At 30.0% G+C, this 23,139-nt stretch carries 21 protein-coding genes; 9 read left to right on the forward strand and 12 right to left on the reverse strand.

Translation table 11 applies throughout. From position 1 onward, the window contains the following. The 8 genes from U9R42_00645 to U9R42_00680 all read right to left on the reverse strand — a co-directional run. Positions 1-1,537, reverse strand: a 1,537-nt coding sequence (locus U9R42_00645) for a class I SAM-dependent DNA methyltransferase (protein MEA3494527.1), incomplete at its 3' end; no start/stop codon positions are given. Positions 1,538-1,559: 22 nt separating this feature from the next. Next, positions 1,560-1,751 carry a hypothetical protein gene (locus U9R42_00650; GenBank protein MEA3494528.1) on the reverse strand — a complete coding sequence of 64 codons (192 nt, stop codon included), beginning with the start codon at positions 1,749-1,751 and terminating at the stop codon, positions 1,560-1,562. A gap of 9 nt (positions 1,752-1,760) precedes the next feature. Further along, positions 1,761-3,143 carry a dihydrolipoyl dehydrogenase gene (gene lpdA / locus U9R42_00655; GenBank protein MEA3494529.1) on the reverse strand — a complete coding sequence of 461 codons (1,383 nt, stop codon included), beginning with the start codon at positions 3,141-3,143 and terminating at the stop codon, positions 1,761-1,763. A gap of 9 nt (positions 3,144-3,152) precedes the next feature. Then, complete coding sequence (gene pth / locus U9R42_00660) at positions 3,153-3,716, reverse strand: aminoacyl-tRNA hydrolase (GenBank protein ID MEA3494530.1); 564 nt, start codon at positions 3,714-3,716, stop codon at positions 3,153-3,155. Positions 3,717-3,848: 132 nt separating this feature from the next. Next, entirely contained in the window at positions 3,849-4,541 is a 693-nt protein-coding gene (locus tag U9R42_00665; protein MEA3494531.1) for a 50S ribosomal protein L25, read from the reverse strand. Between the two features lie 15 nt (positions 4,542-4,556). Then, on the reverse strand, positions 4,557-5,528 hold the full coding sequence (locus tag U9R42_00670) for a ribose-phosphate pyrophosphokinase (GenBank protein ID MEA3494532.1): 972 nt from the start codon (positions 5,526-5,528) through the stop codon (positions 4,557-4,559). Between the two features lie 532 nt (positions 5,529-6,060). Then, positions 6,061-6,258, reverse strand: coding sequence for a hypothetical protein (locus tag U9R42_00675; GenBank protein MEA3494533.1), 198 nt, complete (start codon positions 6,256-6,258; stop codon positions 6,061-6,063). Then, entirely contained in the window at positions 6,255-7,934 is a 1,680-nt protein-coding gene (locus U9R42_00680; GenBank protein MEA3494534.1) for an ATP-binding protein, read from the reverse strand. Before U9R42_00680 ends, U9R42_00675 begins: the two co-directional genes overlap by 4 nt. Positions 7,935-8,466: 532 nt before the next feature. Here U9R42_00680 and U9R42_00685 point away from each other — a divergent pair. Genes U9R42_00685 through U9R42_00695 form a run of 3 tightly spaced genes read left to right on the forward strand, consistent with a single transcriptional unit; the run spans position 8,467 to position 11,073 of the window. After that, the gene (locus tag U9R42_00685; GenBank protein MEA3494535.1) at positions 8,467-9,627 is read left to right on the forward strand and encodes a class I SAM-dependent RNA methyltransferase; all 1,161 of its coding nucleotides are present in this window, start codon (positions 8,467-8,469) and stop codon (positions 9,625-9,627) included. A gap of 43 nt (positions 9,628-9,670) precedes the next feature. After that, positions 9,671-10,393 (forward strand): RsmE family RNA methyltransferase, encoded by a 723-nt coding sequence (locus U9R42_00690; protein ID MEA3494536.1) that lies wholly within the window; start codon positions 9,671-9,673, stop codon positions 10,391-10,393. An 8-nt stretch (positions 10,394-10,401) separates the two neighbouring features. Then, complete coding sequence (locus tag U9R42_00695) at positions 10,402-11,073, forward strand: DUF4159 domain-containing protein (GenBank protein MEA3494537.1); 672 nt, start codon at positions 10,402-10,404, stop codon at positions 11,071-11,073. A gap of 26 nt (positions 11,074-11,099) precedes the next feature. Here the strand turns inward: U9R42_00695 and dnaA are convergent, their stop codons facing one another. From dnaA to U9R42_00715, 4 genes are all read right to left on the reverse strand, one after another. Further along, positions 11,100-12,533: a chromosomal replication initiator protein DnaA gene (dnaA, locus tag U9R42_00700; GenBank protein MEA3494538.1), complete on the reverse strand. Its 1,434-nt coding sequence runs from the start codon at positions 12,531-12,533 to the stop codon at positions 11,100-11,102. 92 nt (positions 12,534-12,625) lie between these two features. Next, on the reverse strand, positions 12,626-13,561 hold the full coding sequence (locus U9R42_00705; GenBank protein MEA3494539.1) for a metallophosphatase: 936 nt from the start codon (positions 13,559-13,561) through the stop codon (positions 12,626-12,628). Continuing rightward, entirely contained in the window at positions 13,539-14,270 is a 732-nt protein-coding gene (locus U9R42_00710; protein MEA3494540.1) for a 5'-nucleotidase C-terminal domain-containing protein, read from the reverse strand. Before U9R42_00710 ends, U9R42_00705 begins: the two co-directional genes overlap by 23 nt. Positions 14,271-14,318: 48 nt before the next feature. Next, positions 14,319-14,837 carry a hypothetical protein gene (locus U9R42_00715; GenBank protein MEA3494541.1) on the reverse strand — a complete coding sequence of 173 codons (519 nt, stop codon included), beginning with the start codon at positions 14,835-14,837 and terminating at the stop codon, positions 14,319-14,321. 161 nt (positions 14,838-14,998) lie between these two features. Between U9R42_00715 and U9R42_00720 the strand changes: the two genes are divergently transcribed. The 6 genes from U9R42_00720 (at position 14,999) to U9R42_00745 (ending at position 23,139) form a co-directional block, all read left to right on the forward strand. Continuing rightward, positions 14,999-17,209, forward strand: a complete 2,211-nt coding sequence (locus U9R42_00720; GenBank protein MEA3494542.1) for a CotH kinase family protein — start codon at positions 14,999-15,001, stop codon at positions 17,207-17,209. Positions 17,210-17,277: 68 nt separating this feature from the next. Then, positions 17,278-18,459, forward strand: coding sequence for a hypothetical protein (locus U9R42_00725; protein ID MEA3494543.1), 1,182 nt, complete (start codon positions 17,278-17,280; stop codon positions 18,457-18,459). 51 nt (positions 18,460-18,510) lie between these two features. Then, the gene (locus U9R42_00730) at positions 18,511-18,870 is read left to right on the forward strand and encodes an Hpt domain-containing protein (protein MEA3494544.1); all 360 of its coding nucleotides are present in this window, start codon (positions 18,511-18,513) and stop codon (positions 18,868-18,870) included. Positions 18,871-18,887: 17 nt separating this feature from the next. Beyond that, positions 18,888-19,250, forward strand: coding sequence for a response regulator transcription factor (locus U9R42_00735; protein MEA3494545.1), 363 nt, complete (start codon positions 18,888-18,890; stop codon positions 19,248-19,250). Next, positions 19,250-21,043, forward strand: coding sequence for a YaiO family outer membrane beta-barrel protein (locus tag U9R42_00740; GenBank protein MEA3494546.1), 1,794 nt, complete (start codon positions 19,250-19,252; stop codon positions 21,041-21,043). The genes U9R42_00735 and U9R42_00740 overlap by 1 nt, the downstream gene beginning before the upstream one ends. Before the next feature lie 17 nt (positions 21,044-21,060). Then, entirely contained in the window at positions 21,061-23,139 is a 2,079-nt protein-coding gene (locus U9R42_00745) for a hypothetical protein (GenBank protein MEA3494547.1), read from the forward strand.

Genomic DNA, 23,139 nt, shown 5'->3' on the forward strand with positions numbered 1-23,139 from the left:
CTTCAAATACCTTTAGTAAATCTTTATTTGATTGTTCTTCTGTCTTTAATAGCTCAGAAAATTCACTTTGCAAGCTTTTCATCTTTTCATCGAAATTGATATTTTCGTCGCGATTCACAAATTCAATATATTTACTTGGCACAAGTGAGAAGTCTTTTTTGGCTACTTCATCAAAGTTAGCGGAATAACAATATTCGGGTATGTTTTTATAATCCATATCTTTTTGTTGCCAAGTATGATAAGTAGAAGCTATATCATGTATATGCTGTGGACTGAATTGAGTAAATTTCTTTTCAAAGGGTTCACCTATTTGGCGTAAATCCATAAAGAGAATTTCATTTTCACGCTGACGATAATTGCGATTTTCATCTCCAATGTTCCGGTATTGTTCTCTTTTATTTTTATTTAAAATCCAAATCGTAACACTAATATTGGTTGTGTAAAACATATTTTGTGGTAATACCATAATGGCTTCCACCAAATTATTTTCAATCAGCTTACGGCGAATTTTGTATTCTTCGCCACCGCCGCTTAAGGCACCGTTTGCCAAGACAAAGCCTGCAATCCCGTTTTCGGATAGTTTGGATGCCATATTCAGTATCCAGGCATAGTTGGCATTACTTTTTGGCGGCACCTCGTAACCGGCCCAGCGCGGGTCATCTAACAATTCGGTTTCGGCGCGCCAGTCTTTTTGGTTAAAGGGTGGATTTGCCATAACAAAATCGGCCTTGAGGTCTTTATGCTGATCATCACCAAAGGTATCGGCTGCTTTTTCGCCAAAGTTTGCCGAAATACCGCGTATGGCAAGGTTCATTTTTGCCAGTTTGTAGGTGGTGTTGGTATATTCCTGCCCGTAAATGGAAACTTCTTTTTTGTTTCCGTGGTGTGCTTCAATAAACTTTACCGATTGTACAAACATACCGCCCGAACCGCAAGCAGGGTCATAAATAATTCCCTTGTATGGTTCAATCATTTCTGCAATCAGATTTACAATGCTTTTGGGTGTATAGAATTCTCCTTTCCCTTTTCCCTCTGCTAATGCAAATTTCGAAAGGAAGTATTCGTAAACTTTTCCAACCACATCTTGTTTTGGGTCTTTGGTAGTATCAATGTCGTTTATGGAGTCGAGCAATGAAGCCAGTTTGGTTACATCCAATCCCAAACGTGAAAAGTAGTTATCGGGCAATGCGCCTTTCAGGGCTTTGTTGTTTTTCTCAATGGTGTGCAAAGCTGTGTCAATAAGCAATGCAATATCATTTTGTTTTGATTTTTTAATCAGATAATTCCAACGACTGGTTTCTTCCAAAAAGAACACATTGTTCATATTGTAAAAGTCAGCCATTTCAATGTATTTTTCTTTGCCTTCGGAAATGAGTTTAGCTCGGTGTTCTTCAAACTTGTCACTTGCAAACTTTAAAAAAATCAGTCCTAAAACAACGTGTTTGTATTCGGAAGGTTCTATACTTCCTCTCAATTTATTCGCAGCATCCCAAAGGGTTACTTCTATCGGTTTATTGTTTTTGTTCTTTTTTGCCATTCTATATTTTATGTCCTTTAATTCAGTTTTTAAATTTACTTTTTCTGTTTCGTTGTCTGTCCGAGCGTTGGCTAAAAAATAGCTCTTTTGGTTTTTCAGGGTTTGCCTGTGTGTCGGCAAAAACCAAATGTGCTATTTGTACGTTGGCATTTCCTTTCAATTTTCTATTTGCTAACAAAAATTTTCCATTGTTCTGTATCTTTGCCTTGCCCATAACTGATTTTTATATATGAATTGCTTCATTGTAAGCTGAAGCGGCAGCTTCCATTATTGCTTCCGACATTGTAGGATGAGGATGAACTGATTTCAAAATATCATGTCCTGTGGCTCCCATTTTTTTTGAAATAATTATTTCAGCAATCATTTCGGTTACATTGCTACCGATTAAATGAGCACCAATAATTTTATCATCCTTAGAATTAAATATCAATTTTACAAATCCCTCATAATGTCCTGAGGCTGATGCCTTACCAGAGGCGGTGAAAGGAAATTTTCCTTTCCTTATTTCATAGCCGGATTCTATTGCAGCATCTTCTGTTAATCCAACAGAGGCAAGTTCGGGTTGTGTGTAAGTACAAGCAGGAATATTAGTATAGTCAAGTTTTTCAGGAGATAAACCTGCTATTTTTTCAACACAAATAATTCCTTCGGCAGAGGCAACATGTGCCAATGCAGGTCCATGAACAATATCGCCAATTGCAAAAACACCATCAATATTTGTTTTATAAAAATTGTCAACGTCAATTTTACCTTTAGTGGTTGAAATTCCTACTTCCTCCAATCCAATATTTTCTGTGTTGGGTGTGATTCCTACTGCACTAAGTACAACATCTGCTTCAATAATCTCTTCACCCTTTTTTGTTTTTAAAAATACTTTACATTTATCAGCAGATATGTCAACTTTTTCTACAGAAGAATTTGTAAAAACTTTAATTTTATTCTTTTTAAAACTCCTTGCCAATTGTTTTGCAACTTCTTCATCTTCATTAGGAACTATTGTTGGTAACAATTCTACAAGAGTAACTTTTGTTCCAATTGAATTATAAAAATATGCCAACTCAGAACCAATTGCACCCGATCCAATTACAAGCATTTCATCAGGTTGATTTTCTAATGACAAAGCTTGTCTGTAGCCTATAATTTTTTTGCCGTCAATTTTTATATTTGGCAACTGAGCAGCCCTTGAACCTGTTGCAATAATTATATTTGTAGCTTCATAAATTGTTTTTTCTCCATTAAAATCTACTTCAACCTTTTTATTTTCTAATAATTTCCCGTTTCCTTGTAATAAATCAATTTTATTTTTTTTGAAAAGATATTTTACGCCTTTTGACATCTTTTCGGAAATTTCTCTTGAACGTTTTATAATTGCATTAAAATCTACTTTCACATTGTCTATGCTAATACCATAGCTTGAAGCATTTTTTATGTCATTGGCAATTTGAGCTGAGCGAAGTAGAGCTTTTGTAGGAATACAACCCCAGTTTAAGCAAATACCACCCAAAGATTCTCTTTCAACAACTGCAACTTTTTTCCCAAGTTGAGTAGCTCTTATTGCTGCTACATATCCTCCGGGACCACTACCTATAATTATAATATCATACATGAGTAAATTTTATTTTTTATTGTAATTTGTCATTGCCTTTGCAATTCCCTCAAAAGCAATTGATTTAATTGAATCGTAAACAATAGTTGATTTATCACTTAAAATACTGATTTCCTTATCTGTCCATTCACCAAGAACATATTTTACTTGTTTCCCTTTAGAAAATTCATCACCAATTCCAAAGCGAAGACGTGAAAAATTTTGTCCTCCCAAAACATTAATTATGTCTTCTAATCCATTATGTCCGCCTGCTCCACCTTTTGTACGTATTCTAATTTTGCCAAAAGGTATGGCAATATCATCCACAATAACTATGAGATTTTCTATTGGTATTTTCAAATAATTAAGCCAGTATCTAATTGATTTACCACTAAGGTTCATAAAAGTGGTGGGTTTAATATAGAAAAAAACTCTGTTTTTAATTTTGTGCTTTGCAATAAATGCTAGCCTAGCATGCTCAAATACAAAATTTTCTTTTTCGGCAATATTGTCCAAAATGGTAAAGCCGATATTATGACGAGTATTTTTGTACTCATCACCAATGTTCCCAAGTCCGGCAATTAAAAACCTCAATTGTTTAAAATTAAATTGTTTAAAATATCCTATTGTTTTTCGCTTGAAAAAAATTCACCGAAAATTAATTAATCAAATGAAAAATTAAAATTCGGTGATATTATTTTAAAAATACTTTTCCTCTTGTTGAAACTACTTAGAATCTTTCTCTTCAGTTGCTTCAGCTTCTTTCTCTCCTTCTTCTCCTTCTTCTCCTTCTTTGTCTCCTTCTTCTCCTTCTCCTTCTTCAAGTTCTTCATCAGTTAATCCTTCTTCACCAACTTCTGGAAGTTCAACCAATTTTGGAATAGAAACGCCCACTACAGGAGTATTATCGGATGCAAGAACTTCAATATTCGGGATTTCAATTTCTCCAATTTTTAAAGTATCTCCTAATTTTAGATGTTCAATATTTATTTCCAATGTTTCAGGTAAGTCTGAAACTTTTCCTTTTAAACGTATTTTTCTTAATTTTCTAAATACTTTTCCACCTTCTGTAATACCTAAAGGAGTCCCAACCAGTGAAATTGGATAGTATATTTTTATTTCTTTGTCATCTGTAACTTCCATAAAATCTAAATGGATTGGGTCATCAGATAAAGGATTAAATTGAATATTTTTTATAACAGTTTTATATTCTTTACCTTCCACATTTAAAACAACCATATAAACTTGGTCTGTATAAACTAAATCTCTTAAGTCATTTATAAAACAGTAAATGCTTATGTTTTCTTTTATTTTATCGCCATAAATAACTGCCGGCACAAAACCTTCTTTTCTTAGTCTGTTAATTTCTTTTTTGGTTGAAGTATCTCTTAACTTCCCAGTCAACACGAACTTTTTCATAATAATTTTTCTTTTTTAGAATTTAAACTTTTTTTGTATTGCTCCCGGCATATTAAACAATGAGCTTATAGACTCATGCTCATAAACATTATGAATAGCCTTTGCAAATAGGGTTGAAATTGAAAGAACTTTAATTTTACTAGATCTTTTTTTTAACGGAATAGTATCGCAAACAACGATTTCTTCCAATTTTGAATTTTCAAGATTTTTTATTGCATCTTCCGAAAAAACAGGATGTGTAGCTAATGCTCTTACACTTTTTGCTCCTGAATCTATCATCAATTGAGCAGCTTTAACAAGTGTGTTTCCTGTATCAATCATGTCATCAACAATTATCACATTTTTACCCTCAACATTTCCAATTATCCTCATTTCTGCAACTTCATTAGCCTTTACTCTGTGCTTATCAGAAATAACTATTTCGGAATGTAACTTATCTGCAAATGCTCTTGCACGCTTAGTTCCACCAATATCAGGAGAAGCAATCACTAAGTCTGATAAATCAAGGTCTTCAATATATGGAATAAAAAGAACTGAGGAATCAAGGTGAACAACAGGTATAGGAAAAAATCCCTGAATTTGTGCAGCATGTAAATCCATTGTCATAACCCTAGTAGCACCTGCTGTGTGAATAATATCGGCTAATAGTTTTGCTCCAATAGATACTCGGGGTTTGTCTTTTCTATCCTGCCTAGCATATCCAAAATAAGGAATTACTACATTAATGTTGTTAGCTGATGCCCTTTTTGCTGCATCAATCATTAATAATAATTCCATTAAATTATCTGAAGGGGAATAAGTTGATTGAATAAGAAATACATCACAACCACGAATTGATTCATTAAAATTGGGTTGAATCTCACCATCTTTAAACTTTATAATACTTAGATCTCCAAGATCAATACCAAAAGCACGTGAAATTTTTTGCCCAAGATCAAATGAAGCATTTCCTGCAAATATTTTTATCGGATTAAACTTTGCCGGCATTTTTTTACAATTTATTTAATTCCTGCATTTACTAACATTATTTTCAGAATTGCAAAAGTAAAAATATTAGTTATTAATACTGAATATTTATCAATAAAAATTAATGTATTAATTTTTATTAGCTGATTCTTATTTTTAGGCACTTATCTAACGAGTACTTTAAAACAAAATTAAAGCTATCATATTGAATTATTGTGTTCATTATTTGTAACGTAATTTAGCAACATTCTTTTCTCTCAAAGCTTCTAGTATTTCATTAACGGTATAAGCCAATACATTAGTCAGAATATCACTCAACTACTGCCATACGGAGTTTCATAAACATGGATAAATCATCTTAATAGTCACTTGGTAGTCCAAAATTTCTTACTGTAAAAGATATTGACACCCCATTTTTGTAATAACTATAAAATGGGAATCTGACATATATGGTATTCTTTAAAACTTAGTATATCCATACTTTTATATTTTTGGAGAATTCATATCATTATATGGGGAACTCAGTTGATTCGTAGATAAACTAATAGCTACATTAAGTCCTATTATTATCAACTGTATTTCTAATACCTTCTCTATCTTCTGGGGAAAGTGCATCATTATATGGGGAACTATCTTGATTAACTACTAAACTTATATCTGTACTAAGACCTTTATTATTAGCAACTTCTTTAATCCCATTATTATCTTTTTGGGGAAATGTATCATTATATGGGGAACTACACTTTATCATTTCATTAAGATTTTCTTTATTAAATCAAATAAATCTCCCTTACTATCTTCTACATTAAGTCTGTACTTAGTTCCCTTTCCAGTTCCTTCTTGAGTTAATACATCATCTTTAACAAGTTTTTCAATCATATAACGCATCTGGTCACGAGTTAATTTATCTTCAAATATTTCCATAAAATCACTTACACTAAGTTTATTTTTACTTTGATATCCTTCTGCTATCATACTCAGATAAATTGGTCGATAACCAACAATTTTATCTTCTGTTTGTGTAATTTCAAAATACTTATCTCCAAGTGTATATATTTCACTTGTGGTTTTGCCACTTCTTTTAATTACATTTTGAGTATATAATTTCTGTACAATATCTCTATTCAAGCCACTTGATATACCTATTCGTATTTTATCCAGAGTGATTAAATCAAAAACGCCAAGTTTGTTGTTTTCATCACGTTGGCTTTGTTCTTCATTTGCAAAAATTAAAAATGAAGGGTCTTGAATGTCGGCAGATATTTTTAATTCGACCTGGAGCATACTTGTGCTAAAATAGTCTGGGACAGGCTTTGATTCCATGAGACTGTATAAAAATAATTTGTCAACTCCCTGACCTGAACGTTCAACCAATCCGGTTTTTAATAGAATGTCGGCAAGTAACCTGCTTCGGGGAGTGCTGTTAACTGTAAGTAAATTTTCCAGATTCACACCACGAGGAAAACCACCTGGGTTTGTAATAACTATTTTGTTTGGATATTGTTTAATAACTATCTCACTGGTAATTGTATAATCTCTGTGAACAATTGCATTTAATACAGCTTCTCTGATAATGTCCTCTTTAAAGAAAGGTAGATCGAAAATATATGGCCCTTGTTTTAGTTTAAATGTAGGATTGCTTGCAGGCTGATTGATATAATCCCAAATTTTATCAATAGCAACGAATAAAGGTTCTTGTATTTCTACCCTGTTATCAGATTCAATTGCTGTATCGCTTCTTCGATATTCAATAATTACTTTTGCTTGTGGTAAGATATTATGTATTTTGCCTTTTTTACCGATAAGGATTAATGCCGCATTAGATAACTTGCCATCAATCATCAGGTCGAGGTCGATTAGTACCTGTTCGTTTGATTGCGTTTTAAAACCGGGATTATTTTGCTTTTTGGCATACTTCTCTTTTAAGATATCTATTGCGTTCTCGTCAATATCATCAATTGTTAAACCTTCGCAAATCTTAGCAGAAAAATCGGGTTCTTGTTCCTGAAGAATTTTAAATAATTGTTCATCGCTCATCGGTAATAAATCCTCACCAACCCGCATTAATGGAATATCTTCAAATTTCAGTGTTTTACCAACTGGTCTGGAAGGAATATGAATAACCAATACGCGCTTATCTCCTTCATGTAAAACTTCTGTTTGAATCCTGATTTGTTTATCACGGTAAATATCCTCGGCTAATTTGCCTTCTCGCCCTTCCCAAGCTGCAGAACCGGTAATGATATGCAAGCCGTTATTATTCTCTCTTACTCCAAGAATTAATTTTCCTCCACCTTCATTTGCAAGAGCAACAACATAACCCAATACACTTCGCCTGCCATTATTATAATTGTATTGGGTTTTAGCTTCTTTAAACTCAACTTTATCTTCGCTTTCTTTAAGTCGTTTTAATTCGTCTATTATCATGTTAATTAATTTTTAGCTTCCTTTAAATTGTCTTAATAGGTATTATTTGATTTTAAGATTGACACGATTATTGACTTTTAAAATTTTTATTAAACCCCAGTTTCCAATCATATAAAACTAATCTACAAAAAAAATAAACTATCATTATTGTTAATAACTAAAATCACAAGGAAATGAATTAGTACTACGAAACCTATTTTCATATTTTATTGTAGATTTTCATTGTTTTTTTTAAATTACTACCATCATAAGTATATACTACACATTCCTGATATATCTATTATAAATACCTTAAAATACATACTTTCAATCTTGTACAATTTATAATACTCATGCAAAAGTAATAATGTTTTATCAGATAACAACGAACTTATATTCTTTTAGTTTGATTACTATTTTTTAGTCGTCTATTCCGTTTATTTCCAAATATAGGGTATAAGCAAAATTTGCTTGATTTTTTTTAAATCAATTTCATACACAAAATAAATTTGTTAATTTTGCAACTCTTTTTAAAACACAAAATATTAGAAAATTGAAAGTTAATAAAGACAATTTTGAGATTATTGTAAAAACATTCCAAGGATTAGAGGACGTTCTTATTAAGGAAATTAAAAATCTTGGAGTTGATCATGTTGAAAAAAAAATACGTGCTGTTAGTTTTATAGGAAACAACGAACTACTTTACAAAGCTAACTTAAACTTGAGAACAGCATTAAAAATTTTAAAACCAATTGCCCAATTTAAAGCAAGAGACGATTTTAATCTTTACAAAAAAATTCAGCAAATCGACTGGTCAACTTATATGAGTCATCGCGACACCTTGTTTATTGGTAGCACTGTTTATTCCGACTATTTTAAGCATTCGAAATATGTGATACATAAAACCAAAGATGCAATAGTTGACCAATTTATGAAAAAAAACAATAAGCGACCAAACATTGATCTTGAGAATCCTATTTTAAAAATTGATGTTCATATTATTAATGACAATTGTACAATATCACTTGACAGCTCAGGAAAGCCACTAAATCAAAGGGGTTACAGATTAGAAACCAATGAAGCACCGATAAATGAAGTTCTTGCAGCAGGATTAATTTTACTTTCAAACTGGAAAAAAGATTCTAGTTTTATTGACCCTATGTGTGGCTCGGGAACAATTCCTATTGAAGCGGCAATGATTGCAAATAATATTGCTCCAAACATAAACCGTCAACATTTTGGTTTTTTTAATTGGAAAGGTTTTAACAAAGCTATTTGGACACGGATTCATGAAGAAGCTTTAAATAACGAAATACGATTTAAGCATAAGATATATGGATACGATAAATCACCAAGAGCAATAAGAATTTCAAAAAAGAACCTTGCAGAATCAAAAATGCGTGATAAAGTAACTTTTGAAGTCAGGGACTTTGAAGAGCTTGAACCTCCAAAAGAAAAAGGAATGTTGATAATAAATCCACCCTACAATGAGAGGTTGCAAAATATTGATGTTGAGAGTTTTTACGAAATGATAGGTGATAGATTTAAACAAAAATTTACAGGATATGATGCATGTATTTTAAGTGCAAATATTGATGCAATAAAAAAAGTAGGTCTTAGAACTTCTTTTAAAATACACCTCAACAACGGTGGGTTAAAATGTAAATACCATAAGTATCAAATTTATAAAGGAAGTAAAAAGAATAAATTTTAGGAAGGTTCTCGTATTTTTACCTTTTTAATCAACAACAAGAAATATGAATCAAATTTTATTTTTTGAACCTTTATTAAAAAAAACTTCAAAAGTAATTTCTTTAAATGCAGAAGAAAGTCATCACTTAACACGAGTATTACGATTAAAAATAAATGATGAAGTACTTGTTTGTAATGGGAAAGGAATTATTTCAAAAACTAAAATTATTAGTATTTTAAAAAATAATGTAAATCTTGAGATTACGGAAAGCAAAGAACACACAAAGCCACAACCGATAATTCATCTTGCTTTTAGCCCTTTAAAAAAAAGGATTAAAAATGAATGGATAGTTGAGAAATCAACAGAACTCGGAGTAAGTTCTATAAGTTTTTTTCAAAGTAAACATTCGGAGCGAGTGAATGTAAATAATGAAAGAATGAGGAAGGTTGTAATTAGTGCAGTAAAGCAATCACTAAATCCTTTTAAGCCATTAATTAATGAACTTCAAAACTTTGAAAGCCTTATTAAAAACTATAACGACACAAAATATTTAAAATTAATAGCCTATTGCGGAACATCAGAAAAAGAGCATTTTTCAAAATATATAAAAAAAGGAAATAAAGAAGTAGTACTGATTATTGGAGCAGAAGGTGGTTTTTCTGAGGAAGAAATTAACTTTGCAAAATCCAATGATTTCATTACTGTTAATTTAGGAAAACTTCGGCTTAGGTCTGAAACAGCAGCATTGTCAATGCTATCAGGGATCTTAGCTTTAGCTCAAAAATAAAAATAAATATGAATAAATTAAAAATATCCATAACAATAGCTTTCACAATACTGCTTTCCTTCAATTTGTTTTCTCAAAATAGCAGTGTAAAAATAGGAAGATTGGTTTATAAAGGAGGAGGAGATTGGTATGCAAATCCCACATCATTACCTAACCTCATTAAGTTTTGTAACGAAAATCTTAACACAAATATTAATGATGCTGAAGATATTGAGGTAGGGAGTAAGGACATTTTCAACTATCCTTTTATCCACATGACGGGTCATGGAAATGTTGTTTTTAATTTTTCTGAAGCAGAAAATTTACGAAAATATTTAATTAGCGGAGGTTTTCTTCACATTGACGATAATTATGGAATGGACTCATACATTCGTCCTGAAATAAAAAAAGTTTTCCCAGAAAGTGAATTAGTAGAATTACCCTTTTCTCATTCAATTTATCATCAAAAATATGATTTTCCAAAAGGCTTGCCAAAGATACATCAACACGATAAAAATTCTCCACAGGGATTTGGAATTTTTTACCAAGGGCGTTTGGTTATTTATTACACTTATGAATGTGATTTGGGTGATGGGTGGGAAGACAAGAGTGTTCACCACGACCCCGATGCAACACGATTAAAAGCATTAAAAATGGGAGCTAATATTATCCAATTTGTTTTTATGGGAGAAAAGGAATAAGCAGTTATTCAACTGTCAAATTATTATTAACCTAGATTAATATTAATGAATTTTTGAATTTCCTTCATTCTATTTTCATAATTTTTATCAGTGTCAATTAAATCATTAACAGTTTGACAAGCATGAATTACTGTTGAATGATCGCGTCCTCCAAAATGTTTACCAATTACACAAAGTGAAGAATTAGTAAGTTTTTTAGAGAAAAACATTGAAATCTGACGTGCTTGCACAATTTCTCTTTTTCTAGTTTTTGCTTTTATATCATCAATACTTATATTTAAATGATCGGCAACCAGTCTTTGAATATGTTCAATTGTGAGGTCTTTTGATGATTTTCTAATAAATCCTTTAAGTACCTCTTTTGCCAAATCAACCGACATTTCTTTTTTATTGTAAGATGCCTGAGCAAGGATTGATATCAAAGCACCTTCAAGCTCTCTAACACTAGTATTTACATGGTATGCAATATATTCAACAACATCCCTAGGCATTTCTATACCGTCAGCATACATTTTGTTTTCAAAAATTGCAATCCTTGTTTCAAAGTCAGGCTTTTGAAGATCTGCTGATAATCCCCATTTAAATCTTGAAAGTAATCGTTCTTCCAATCCTTGAATATCTTTTGGAGATCTATCGGAGGTAAGAACTATTTGCTTTCCATTTTGATGTAAACTATTAAAAATATGAAAGAAAATATCTTGTGTTTTTTCCTTTTTAGAAAAGAACTGAACATCATCAACAATGAGAACATCAATTAGTTGATAAAAATTAATAAAATCATTAACAATTTTATTTTTTAATGATTCAATAAATTGGTTAGTAAATTGTTCAGCAGAAACATACAGTATTACTTTATTTCTAAAATTATTTCTAACCTCATTCCCTATTGCCTGAGCCAGATGAGTTTTTCCTAAGCCAACACCTCCATAAATAAAAAGCGGATTAAAAGAAGTACCACCCGGTTTTGCAGCAACTGCCAAACCAGCACTACGTGCAAGCCTGTTACATTCACCTTCTACAAATTGTTTGAAATTAAAATTACTATTTAACTGAGGATCAACTTTTATCTTTTTTAAACCAGGAATAATAAATGGATTTTTTATAGAATTACTAATGTTAACAGGCATTGATATTTCCATACCACCATCATTACTAAAATGAGATGCCGGCATATTTATCGTTCTTTGAGCATTTCCTGAACTGCTGTTTTCCACAAGGATATTATATTCTAATTTAGCACCGGTACCAATTACTTTTTTTATTATTTTACGCAACAAATTAACATAATGTTCTTCAAGCCACTCATAAAAGAAAAGACTAGGCACCTGAATAGTAAGTACCTTTTTTTCTAATTTAACCGCTTCAATTGGATTAAACCATGTTTTGTAACTTTGTGCATTAATATTATCTTTAATAATTTTAAGACATTTCTTCCAAACTTCAATATGCTGTTCGCTCATAATTGTTCAATAAAGTAAAATTTTTTAACATTTTTTCAGGTTATAAAGGTGGTAATATTTTCAACAATAGAGAAATTTTTGTTGATAAAATTTTAATAAATTTTTAAAGTCTTGCTGTGCTTGACTTTCGGCTTCAAATCTTTTTCAAAATAAAAATCCATCCGTCCGAGGTAAATACCTGCAAAGCCCTGTTGAAATATCTGACACTCAGCACCTTCTGCGTTTTCAATTATTTCAGGTTTTTTCATAAAGGTATGAGTATGACCACTTATTATGTAATTAATATAGTTTGTTTTTTGAGCAATTTTTATATCATTTATTTTATTAGATTCATAATCAAATCCTAAATGAGAAATACATATTATTAAATCGCATTTTTTCTCATTTTTCAAAATATTTTCTTGCTCAATAGCAACTTTTGTCGGATCCAAATATTTTATATTCTTGTACAAACTTTCAGATACCAATCCTTGAAGTTCTATTCCAAGTCCGAAAACTCCAATCTTAATTCCATCCATTTCAAATACTTTATTATTAATGGTAAGATTTTTCAAAGGAGTTTCAGAAACATCATAATTAGAAATTATAAATGGAAAACTTGAATTTTTAATATTTTTTGCCAAAGTATTCAAGCCTGCATCAAATTCATGATTACCAATTACAGCTCCATCATATTTCATTTCCGACATTAGCTTAAATTCAAGCTCTCCATTGAAATAGTTAAAATAAGGTGTACCTTGAATAATATCACCTGCATCAAAAAGCAATACATTTTTTTCTTCTTTACGGATTTTTTTAATTAAAGTCGCTCTTCTTGCACAACCTGCTAATCCTTGATTTCTACTTCCATCCATCGGAAATGGTTCAATCCTGCTGTGTGTATCATTAGTACTTAAAATGGTAATTTTTTTTACATCATTTTTTGCAAAAGAATTAAAGGGTATTTTGCTCGAAAGCCATATTCCTGCTCCTGCATAAACTGAATTTCTTATAAACTTACGCCTATTAATTTTTTTTGATTCTTCCATCAATCTCCGTTTTTATAAGATTAGCATTTTTTGTTTGCTCAACAATATTTTCAATTATCATATCACGTAACAACAAATCAATTTTTTGCTTTTCTTCAACCTCTTTTAAAAAAAACATTCCACTACCTCCACCTGCGAGATAATCATTTGTAAGTACAAAATAATTTTTATCCTTTTGATAAGGCTTACCATTTATTAATATATCAAAACATTTATTGTTTTTTATAGTAAATCTGATTCCCGATACTGCCATACCATCATTGCTTGCAAAATATTCAAACAACTTTTCCATCAGTTCGGGAGTCATTTTCAAAATCACAACTTTATTATTAAAAGGCATAATTTCGTAAACATTTCTAACGCTAATATCTCCCTTTGGCATAATTGCCCTTAGCCCACCATTGTTAGTAAATGCAAAATCTACTTTTTTATTTAATTTGTTTTTTACAGTTTCTAACATTAAATCGGCAACAAAATTACCAAGTAATCCCTCAGGAAAGCCCTTTACCATAACTTGAGTTGAATGACCAATTATAACATTCATTGTTTTGTCAAGGCTATCTTTGTAAGGCTTAATTATTCCCTTTATTTCAGCATCTTCATTTATGTTTGAAGAAATTTCGTATCGTTGAGAACTTACTTTAGACAGCTCATCCTTTACCTCATTTGAACAGGAAAATAAAATTATGGATAAGATCAAAAAAGACAAGCAAGTATATTTTTTTAAACCTAACATTTAAAAATCAATTAATTACCTTTAAAACAATTGCTGAGCTTCTTTTTTTAAATGTGTTTTTGCATCATAAAGAAAAACACTTATTTTTTGATTATTCAAAAGAATAATTTTTACTAAATCAAGTGAATTATTTTGATTATCAACTTTTTCTTTTGATAAATTAATAATTTTTGCAATTTCAGATTTAGCTTTCAATACTTTATCCCATGCTTCATTAGAAACATACAATTGCTGTGCTACATTATGGTCAAATTCAGCCCTAAGATTTGAAATTAATTGAGCATGTAATTGTTCAACATTCATTCCTGCTTTATTTATCCTTACAATTAAATTTTCAGGAGCAATTCGTTCAAGCAATAGCATTACTCTTTCATAAGCTTGTAACTTAAGCATTATCAAATCCTTTGCAGAATCAGATTTTACATCAATCAACTTTTTATCTTTTTCATTTTGTAAAAAGCTTTTTAAAATATAAAATGCCGTTACAAAAACAATTACTGAGGGTAATAAAACTTTTATTAATTCAATAAATACATCCATATCACATTTTTTTATTTGCAAAAATACTAAAGTAAGTTGGGATTTCAATTACTCTTTTCAATATTGTTCAAGCAAAGTTATTTTTAAAAATTGTTTTTTTTATAAAAACATGTATATTTGTAAGTTGTTTCATGATTACAAATCATTTAAATAGAACTAAATTGAAAAATTTTACTACTTCATTTTTTATTTTATTATTTTTCTTTATTTCAACTTTATCAAAAGGACAGGGTGCAGTTGATCACTGGGAAACCATAATATTTCCACAATTTTCATGGGATTATTTTGTTGGTACTACCGAGCCCGATTCCACATGGAATACACTTGCTTTTAACACAAGTAATTGGAATAAAGGAAAAGGAGGAATTGGTTATGCCGATGGAGATGACAGAACAATTATTCCATCTACAATATCACTTTACATGAGAATGAAATTTATGGTACCTGATAAGGATAAAATTGCCAGAATTATATTATCAATGGATTATGATGATGCATTTGTAGCCTACCTAAATGGAACAGAAATAGCAAGGTCGAACATAGGAACTGTTGGGATTAAACCAAAGTACAATGATACATCATTAACATTTCATGAAGCGGTTATGTATAAAGGTGAGGATCCTGAATCATTTTCCCCATCAATAGATTTAATATCTAATACACTTTCCACAGGAATGAATGTACTTGCAATTCAAGTACATAATACAGGTATTACTTCATCCGACATGTCAGCAATACCATTTTTATTTGCAGGCATTAATGATAAAAGTACATTTTATGCACCACCTCCTTCATGGTTCAAGGTAGCTAATATTTTCATTTCTTCAAATTTGCCAATTATCCAAATCAATACATTAGGAAATACAATTGTTGATGAGCCAAAAATAACTGCTGAAATGACAATTATTAATAATGGACCTGGAAAATTAAACATTCTTTCAGATTCATCAACGGACTATTCAGGACAAATCGGAATTGAATACAGAGGACAGTCTTCTCAGGAATTTATAAAAAAATCAATGGCAATTGAAACTCGCAAATCTGATGGAAGCAATAATAATGTTTCTATTTTTGGTTGGCCAAAAGAAAACGATTGGATTTTATATGCTCCTTACAGTGATAAAAGTCTGTTACGAAATGTTCTTACTTTGAAATTAGCAGAAGCAACAAATCAATATTCATCAAGGACAAAATTTTGTGAATTATTTATTAATGGAGACTATAAAGGCGTTTATGTTTTTATGGAAAAAATCAAAAGAGACAATGGAAGAGTAAATATTTCAAAATTAAAAAGCAGTGACATAACAGGAGATGACCTTACAGGTGGATATATAATAAAGGTTGATAAATCGGATACCATTGCAGAAGGTTGGTATTCGTACCCAAGTCCTGCATATCCTGATGCAATGATTCTCTTTTTATCATATCATTATCCTAAATGGGATGAAATAGTTCCCAAACAAAAAGAATATATACAAAATTATATCTTAGATTTTGAAAATACTTTAGTTAGCAATGAGTTTGCTGACCCGCTAACAGGTTATTCAAAATACATTGATATAAGTTCATTTATTGATTTTTTATTGATAAACGAACTTAGTAAAGACATTGATGCTTTTAAATACAGCGTTTTTATGTACAAAAATAAAGATAGCAAGGGTGGAAAATTAAAAATGGGACCATACTGGGATTTTAATCTTGGATATGGGAATGTTAACTATGGTGATTATCATGTAGATTCAACAGGGGGCTGGATTTATAACAAAGCATACAAAATGTTTTGGTTTGAAAGATTAATGCAAGACACAAATTTTCAAAACAAAGTAAAATGCAGATGGAATAAATTAAGGAAAGGTCCTTATAAAACAGATATTGTACTAAGCTATATTGATTCAATGACAAATTATTTAGATGAGGCTCAAAAACGAAATTTTAATGAATACCATATACTAGGAAGATATATTTGGCCAAACAAATATGTTTTTGATACTTATGAAGAAGAAATCAGTTATTTAAAAGATTGGCTTTCTGCTCGTTTTGAATGGATGGATAATAACCTACCCGGATATTGTGATCCATCGGCAATTGATGAAAAGTCAAATCCCGATTTTTACCTCACTAGCTACCCTAATCCATTTACTAACAACTTTAACTTAAGTTATAATTTGCAAAAAACTGCAAATGTTGAAATTAGCATTTATGATATTACAGGGAAATTACTAAAAACAGTTGTAAACAAAAATCAAAGACAGGGAAATTATTTCCTTAATTTTGATATAAAACAAGTAAATATTAATTCAAAAGGAATATATTTATGTGTAACAAAACTGAACAACAAAACAATATCTATTAATAAACTTGTTAAGTATTAACTAAAAAAAATTAATAATTATTTGATTATGCTTAACTTTGCAACAGAAATATAAACTAATATATTTAGATGAAAATACGTCCTGGCAATATTATTTTTCTTATTATTTTATTTATTCCGTTTTGGAGTTGGCTTTGGTGGTATTTTAGTCCAACTTACCCGATGAACATTCTTACATTAGATAAAACTGTTTCTACACCATTTAGAAATGAACATCGTTCTTTAAATTGGATACAAACCCACAATAAATATGTAAAAAAATCAGATGGTAAACTTTACAGTAACTTCAAAGATTACTATGGTTTTTTTCCCTTAAAACCTTATGAAAACAAAAAATACTGGATAAGCGACCTTGATTCCTTATCGAAAGAACAAATTGATTCAATGTCTGATGCACTTGATATGGTTTACTATACCGACCTTTACGGAGTTTATTACAATGAATGGTACCTTGATTCTCTTGAAACAGAACATTCGCCAAAAATTTATGGAGGAATGTCAAGAACAGATTATCTGCTTCTTGAAAAAATGAAGGAAAAGAAAAAACTAATACTCACTGAATTTAATATCATTGCATCTCCAACATCATGGGTAGTTCGTAGAAAAACAGAAGAACTTTTTAATTTTGAATGGACAGGTTGGACAGGTAGATATTTTAATTTATTAGACACTTTAAAAAACCCTGAATTACCCAGATGGGTAATACGGCTTTATAAAGAACAACACGATGGTAATTGGCCATTTACAAAAGCAGGAATTGTATTTGTTCATTTAGACGAAAGAATTGCAATACTTGAAAAGCGTACATCTCTTGATGTTGAAGTCCCTTTTATTTATACATCCGAATATGGACAAAAGAAATATGACTTACCAAAAAAAATCCATTATCCATACTGGTTTGATATCACTTTCACAAAAAACACAAATAAAGTTGTTTCATCCTACAAAATAAAACCTAACGATGTTGGCGATTCAATATTAACACTATACGGAATTCCTACAGAATACCCGGCTTTTATTGAACACGATGAAGACGATTATAAATTTTATTACTTTGCAGGAGACTTTTCAGATAATCCTATTACATTATATTCTTCGCATTTTCGTGGTATTGGGCTTATTAGTAGGGTCTTTTATAAAAATGCAACATTTAATGAAAGAACAAAATTCTTTTGGAGATATTATAAACCGGTAATGGAAACAATTATTGAAAACTATACAGATGAAAGAAATTTGTTTAATGAAAAATAATATAATTTAAATTTACGAATAACATTAAACGCTTTAAATTAAGCACATAGGATGGTAGAACAAAAATTATATAACGCTAGCAGATTAGAAGAAATGACAGATGGTGATACTAAATTTGCCAAAGAGATGATAGAATATTTTATCAATATTTATGAAGAAGTTATTCAAAACTTATTTTATTACTATGAAAAAGAAGATTGGAATATGCTAAGAAGAACTGCCCATAAATTTCTTTCAAATGCAAGTATGCTTGGAGCATTTAGTATTGTTGGAAATATTGACGAAATTGAAGACCTTGCTTTGCAAAAAAAGAAAAATGATAATATTCCTGAACTAATTAATACAGTAAATAAAGACTGCAAGATATTATCTATTCAATTTGAAAATGATTTTTTAAAAGATAATAATTAAAATAAATTATATAAAAAATGAAAGTTTTAGTATGTGAAGACGACACCATGATTCTGAAAATGATTGAATTACGACTCAAGAAAGATGGTTATGATATTACAATTGCAAAAGATGGGAAAAATGGAGCAACAATGATAAAAGAAAATAAATTTGATTTAATAATTACTGATTTGCTCATGCCGTTTTTTAGTGGTTTGGAATTAATTAACCTTATAAGAAATGAATTAAAACTTCAAACACCTTTAATAGTTTTATCCTCAGTAAAATTTGAGGATACTATTTTAAAGGCATTTGAACTTGGTGCTGATGATTATATTGTTAAACCATTTAGCCCAAATGAACTTTCAATTAGAGTAAAACGACATATTAAAAAAAGATAATGACAAATAAATTTGCATATTCCATTTTTTTGATATGTTGTATTCTAAACTTTACAAATATTAATATTGTAAAAGGTCAAAATATCATTCTTATCAATGAAATAGAAGATGTTGACAGTTCTTTTTTGCTTGCACGTGAATATGCATTTAATGGCTCAAGAGACACTTCAAGAGCAATTTGCTATAAAATTTTAGAAAGAGCACCATCTTATGATGATGTCCGAATACTTATTGGCAGAACTTATACATGGGATGGAGAGTACTCAAAAGCAAGAAAAGAATTTAAAACCGTTTACGATAGCTCACCCGATTATTATGATTTAATAAATGCTATTATTGACCTTGAAAAATGGTCGGAAAATTACGATAAAGCAATTGAATATTGTATGCACGGATTAAGCTATTATCCTTTTGATAGTAATTTTTTATACAAAAAAGCAGACATCCTTGACAGTAAAAAAGAATATGATTTATCATTAGAAATTGTTGATTCATTAATATTTAAATACCCTAAAGACACTTTATTCACAAATCTCAAAGAATCAATTTTAGAACATATTGAAATACAGAATGACACAATTGATACAGACAGTCTTTTTATGCAAGCCCGAGAATATGCTTTTAATGGAAAACGTGATTCTTCAAGAATACTTTGCCAACAAATTTTAAATAAAAACCCAAATTATCATGAAGTAAGAACTTTGTTAGGACGAACTTATCTTTGGGATAAAAAATATAATTTAGCAAAAAAAGAATTTCATAAAGTACTTTTAGATGATTCGGCAAATTACCAAGCAATAAGTGCTTCTATTGATTGCGAAAACTGGTCAGACGATTACGACTCGGCATTAAGTTTTTGCAATTATGGATTATTTTATCATCCTAATGACTGTGATTTCCTTTATAAAAAAGCAAGTGTTTTTGATAATCAAGAAGAATACGATACCGCCCTTAAAGTATTGAAATATTTAAATACACTATGTCCCGAACATGAAAAAGGCAACTCATTGCTTAAAAATGTAAAAGCTTCAAATCAAAAAAACAGCATTTCGTTAAACTATTCATTTGAATATTTTGGTATTCCTTGGAACAGAAGATTTCATCTTACTACTTTAAAATACGGACACAAATTTAAAAAATTCTCAATAATTGCAAAATATTATATCGGTGATATGGTTTTTGATTCCGAACATCTTCTTACAAAAGATATTGATGGCGAGCCTGAATTAGATGTATATTTTGACATTTGGAAAGATGCTTATGCATGGACAAGCTATGGTTATTCATGGAATCACAATCTATTTCCACGACACCGATTCGGATTCGAAATTTATCAATCCTTACCAAATGCCTTTGAAACATCTTTGGGAATAAGGTACATGCAATTTTATCGCGATTCTGATAGTTCTGCAAATAACATTCTTATTTACACAGCATCTGTAGGAAAATACATAGGAAACTGGTGGATATTATTAAGAACTTATATTTCTCCAAAATCCTATGGTGTTTCTAATTCCTTTCATTTGTCTTTTCGCAGATATTTTAAACACAAAGATAACTATTTTTCAGTTGTACTTTCAACAGGAAATTCACCCGATGAAAGAATAAACAAAATTGGTGATTTTGATATGTTAGATTCTAAAAGGATTAGATTAGGATATAAAGATAAAATTTCTTCTTCTTTTTTATATGAAATTAGAGTAGGATATAATTATGAAGAATATAAAACAGATAACAATATTAATAATCGTAATGCTTATGATGCTAGTATTTTATTAGAATATTTATTTTAAAGAAAACAACAAATAATTTGAATACACACACAATTAAAATATTGAATTTCATGCGTTCTCAAAACCTATTAAAAGTTATTTCAACAATAATATTTTTGGGAATTGTACAATTTTGCCTCTACTCAAATGCATTTGCACAGCAACAAGATGTTACTTTGAGTGTCCAAATATCTGCAAGAAAAGGAAGTCCCGGAGACATGATTTTTTTGAAAAAAAGACATAAAATAGACAAGGAAATTAAAGAGATACTTGACAATGGCAGATATAAATATGTTGTTGGAACTTTTTACAATTACAATGATGCTAAAGAATACCGAAACGAACTAATAGATGAACACGGATTAAAAGATGCTTTTATTGTTGCAATTCAAAACGAGAAAATACTTAATAACTGGGACAGAAATAATTATATAGCTTCTTCAAAAAAAACAACACCTCAAAAAGTTGAAGACTCGGAAGAAAAACCTCCAACTAATATTGAGGAAGAGAATGTTGTAGAACCTACAAGCACTACCGATAAAAAAGAAGAGCCTAAAAAGGAAAAGTCAACACAAGAAATTGAAAAACCACAGAAAAAAAACATTGGATTTGCCGAAGCTTTTATTAACAAAGAAAATATATTCCCACATCTTTCAAATAAAAAAGTAGAAATAGAAGATAAAAGTAACAAAAAAGAAAAAAAGCCTGAAAAAAAAGAAGTAGAGAAAAAGGATAATCAAGAAAAAGAAACAACAAAGCACGAACAAAAAGAAAAGAGCAAACTAAATACTATATTTTCAAAAAGAAAATCTAAAAAAGAAAATGAGGATAAAGTTGATAAAAAAGATCAACCGAAAAAGAAAAAACAAGCAAAAGCAAAAAACAAGCAAGAAGAAAATAAAGAAAAAATAGTTGAAAAAGAAGAAAAACCGGAACATTGGACAGGTGAAGCTGAAAAAGCAGAAACAACTAAGGAAGTAGTAGAAAAACTAAAAAAGGACAAAAGTTTACCATTTCCTCAAAATATTTTACATCCTATAATGAATGTAGTAGAAACAACTTTTAATTCAAACAAGATAATTATTATGGCAATTATCTTGATATTTTATTTCCAGTTAAGTTTTATTCTATTAGTTATTTTCATTGTAATACAACGATTTATTAAATCCGCAAAGGATAAAAAGATTGAAATAGTAAAAGAAAAATATCAAAATATTATTGCTGAATATCTTTTTAGTGATGAGCATGAAAATAAAATTCCTACTGAACTGATAAAAATAAACTCCTATTTAAAAACAGACATTTTAGTACAAGAAGTATTATCATTACACAAAAATCTTTCAGGAACGACCTATGAAAGACTAATGAATCTTTACCTTGAATTATCATTGCATACCCACTCATTAAAAAAACTTAATAGCAGAAAATGGCATATTGTAGCAACAGGAATACAGGAACTTACACAAATGAAAGTAGGATTAGCTACTCAACGTATTGAGCAATTTATAAATCACTCAAATGAAATTATTCGCTTAGAAGCTCTACTTGCAATTATAAGATTAAATAAAACAAATCCGTTTTCTTTTCTTGATAAATATACAGAAGATTTTACAGAATGGGAAAAGCTTAATATTCATTACCTAATAGATAGACATGAGATTAAAATTCCTGATTTTAAAAAATGGTTGTCATCACATAATGATGATGTAGTAATATTCTGTCTTCAAATGATAGCAATATTCAAGCAACAAAATGCATTTGATGACCTGATTAAACTTTTAAGTCATCCTAATAAAAAGATAATTCAAAAATCAATTACTGCTCTCGGCATTAATGGAAATTCTGATGCTTCTAAATATTTAAAAGATATTTATAATTATGTTTATCATCAAAATAAAATTAGAATTATTATTACTTTAGGGGATTTTAATGATGAATCAAATGTCGATTTTCTGGAAAATATTTTATCCGATAATAATTTTGATTTAAGATTCCATGCTGCAGAATCACTTGACAAAATTGGCATGTCCAGTGATAAATACCTTGATATAGCAAAAAAGGATGAAGATACAGAATTAGAAACAATTGTTAAACACATTTTTATTGAAAGAATCTAA

The organism is Bacteroidota bacterium (assembly GCA_034723125.1).
Taxonomy (GTDB): domain Bacteria; phylum Bacteroidota; class Bacteroidia; order CAILMK01; family JAAYUY01; genus JAYEOP01.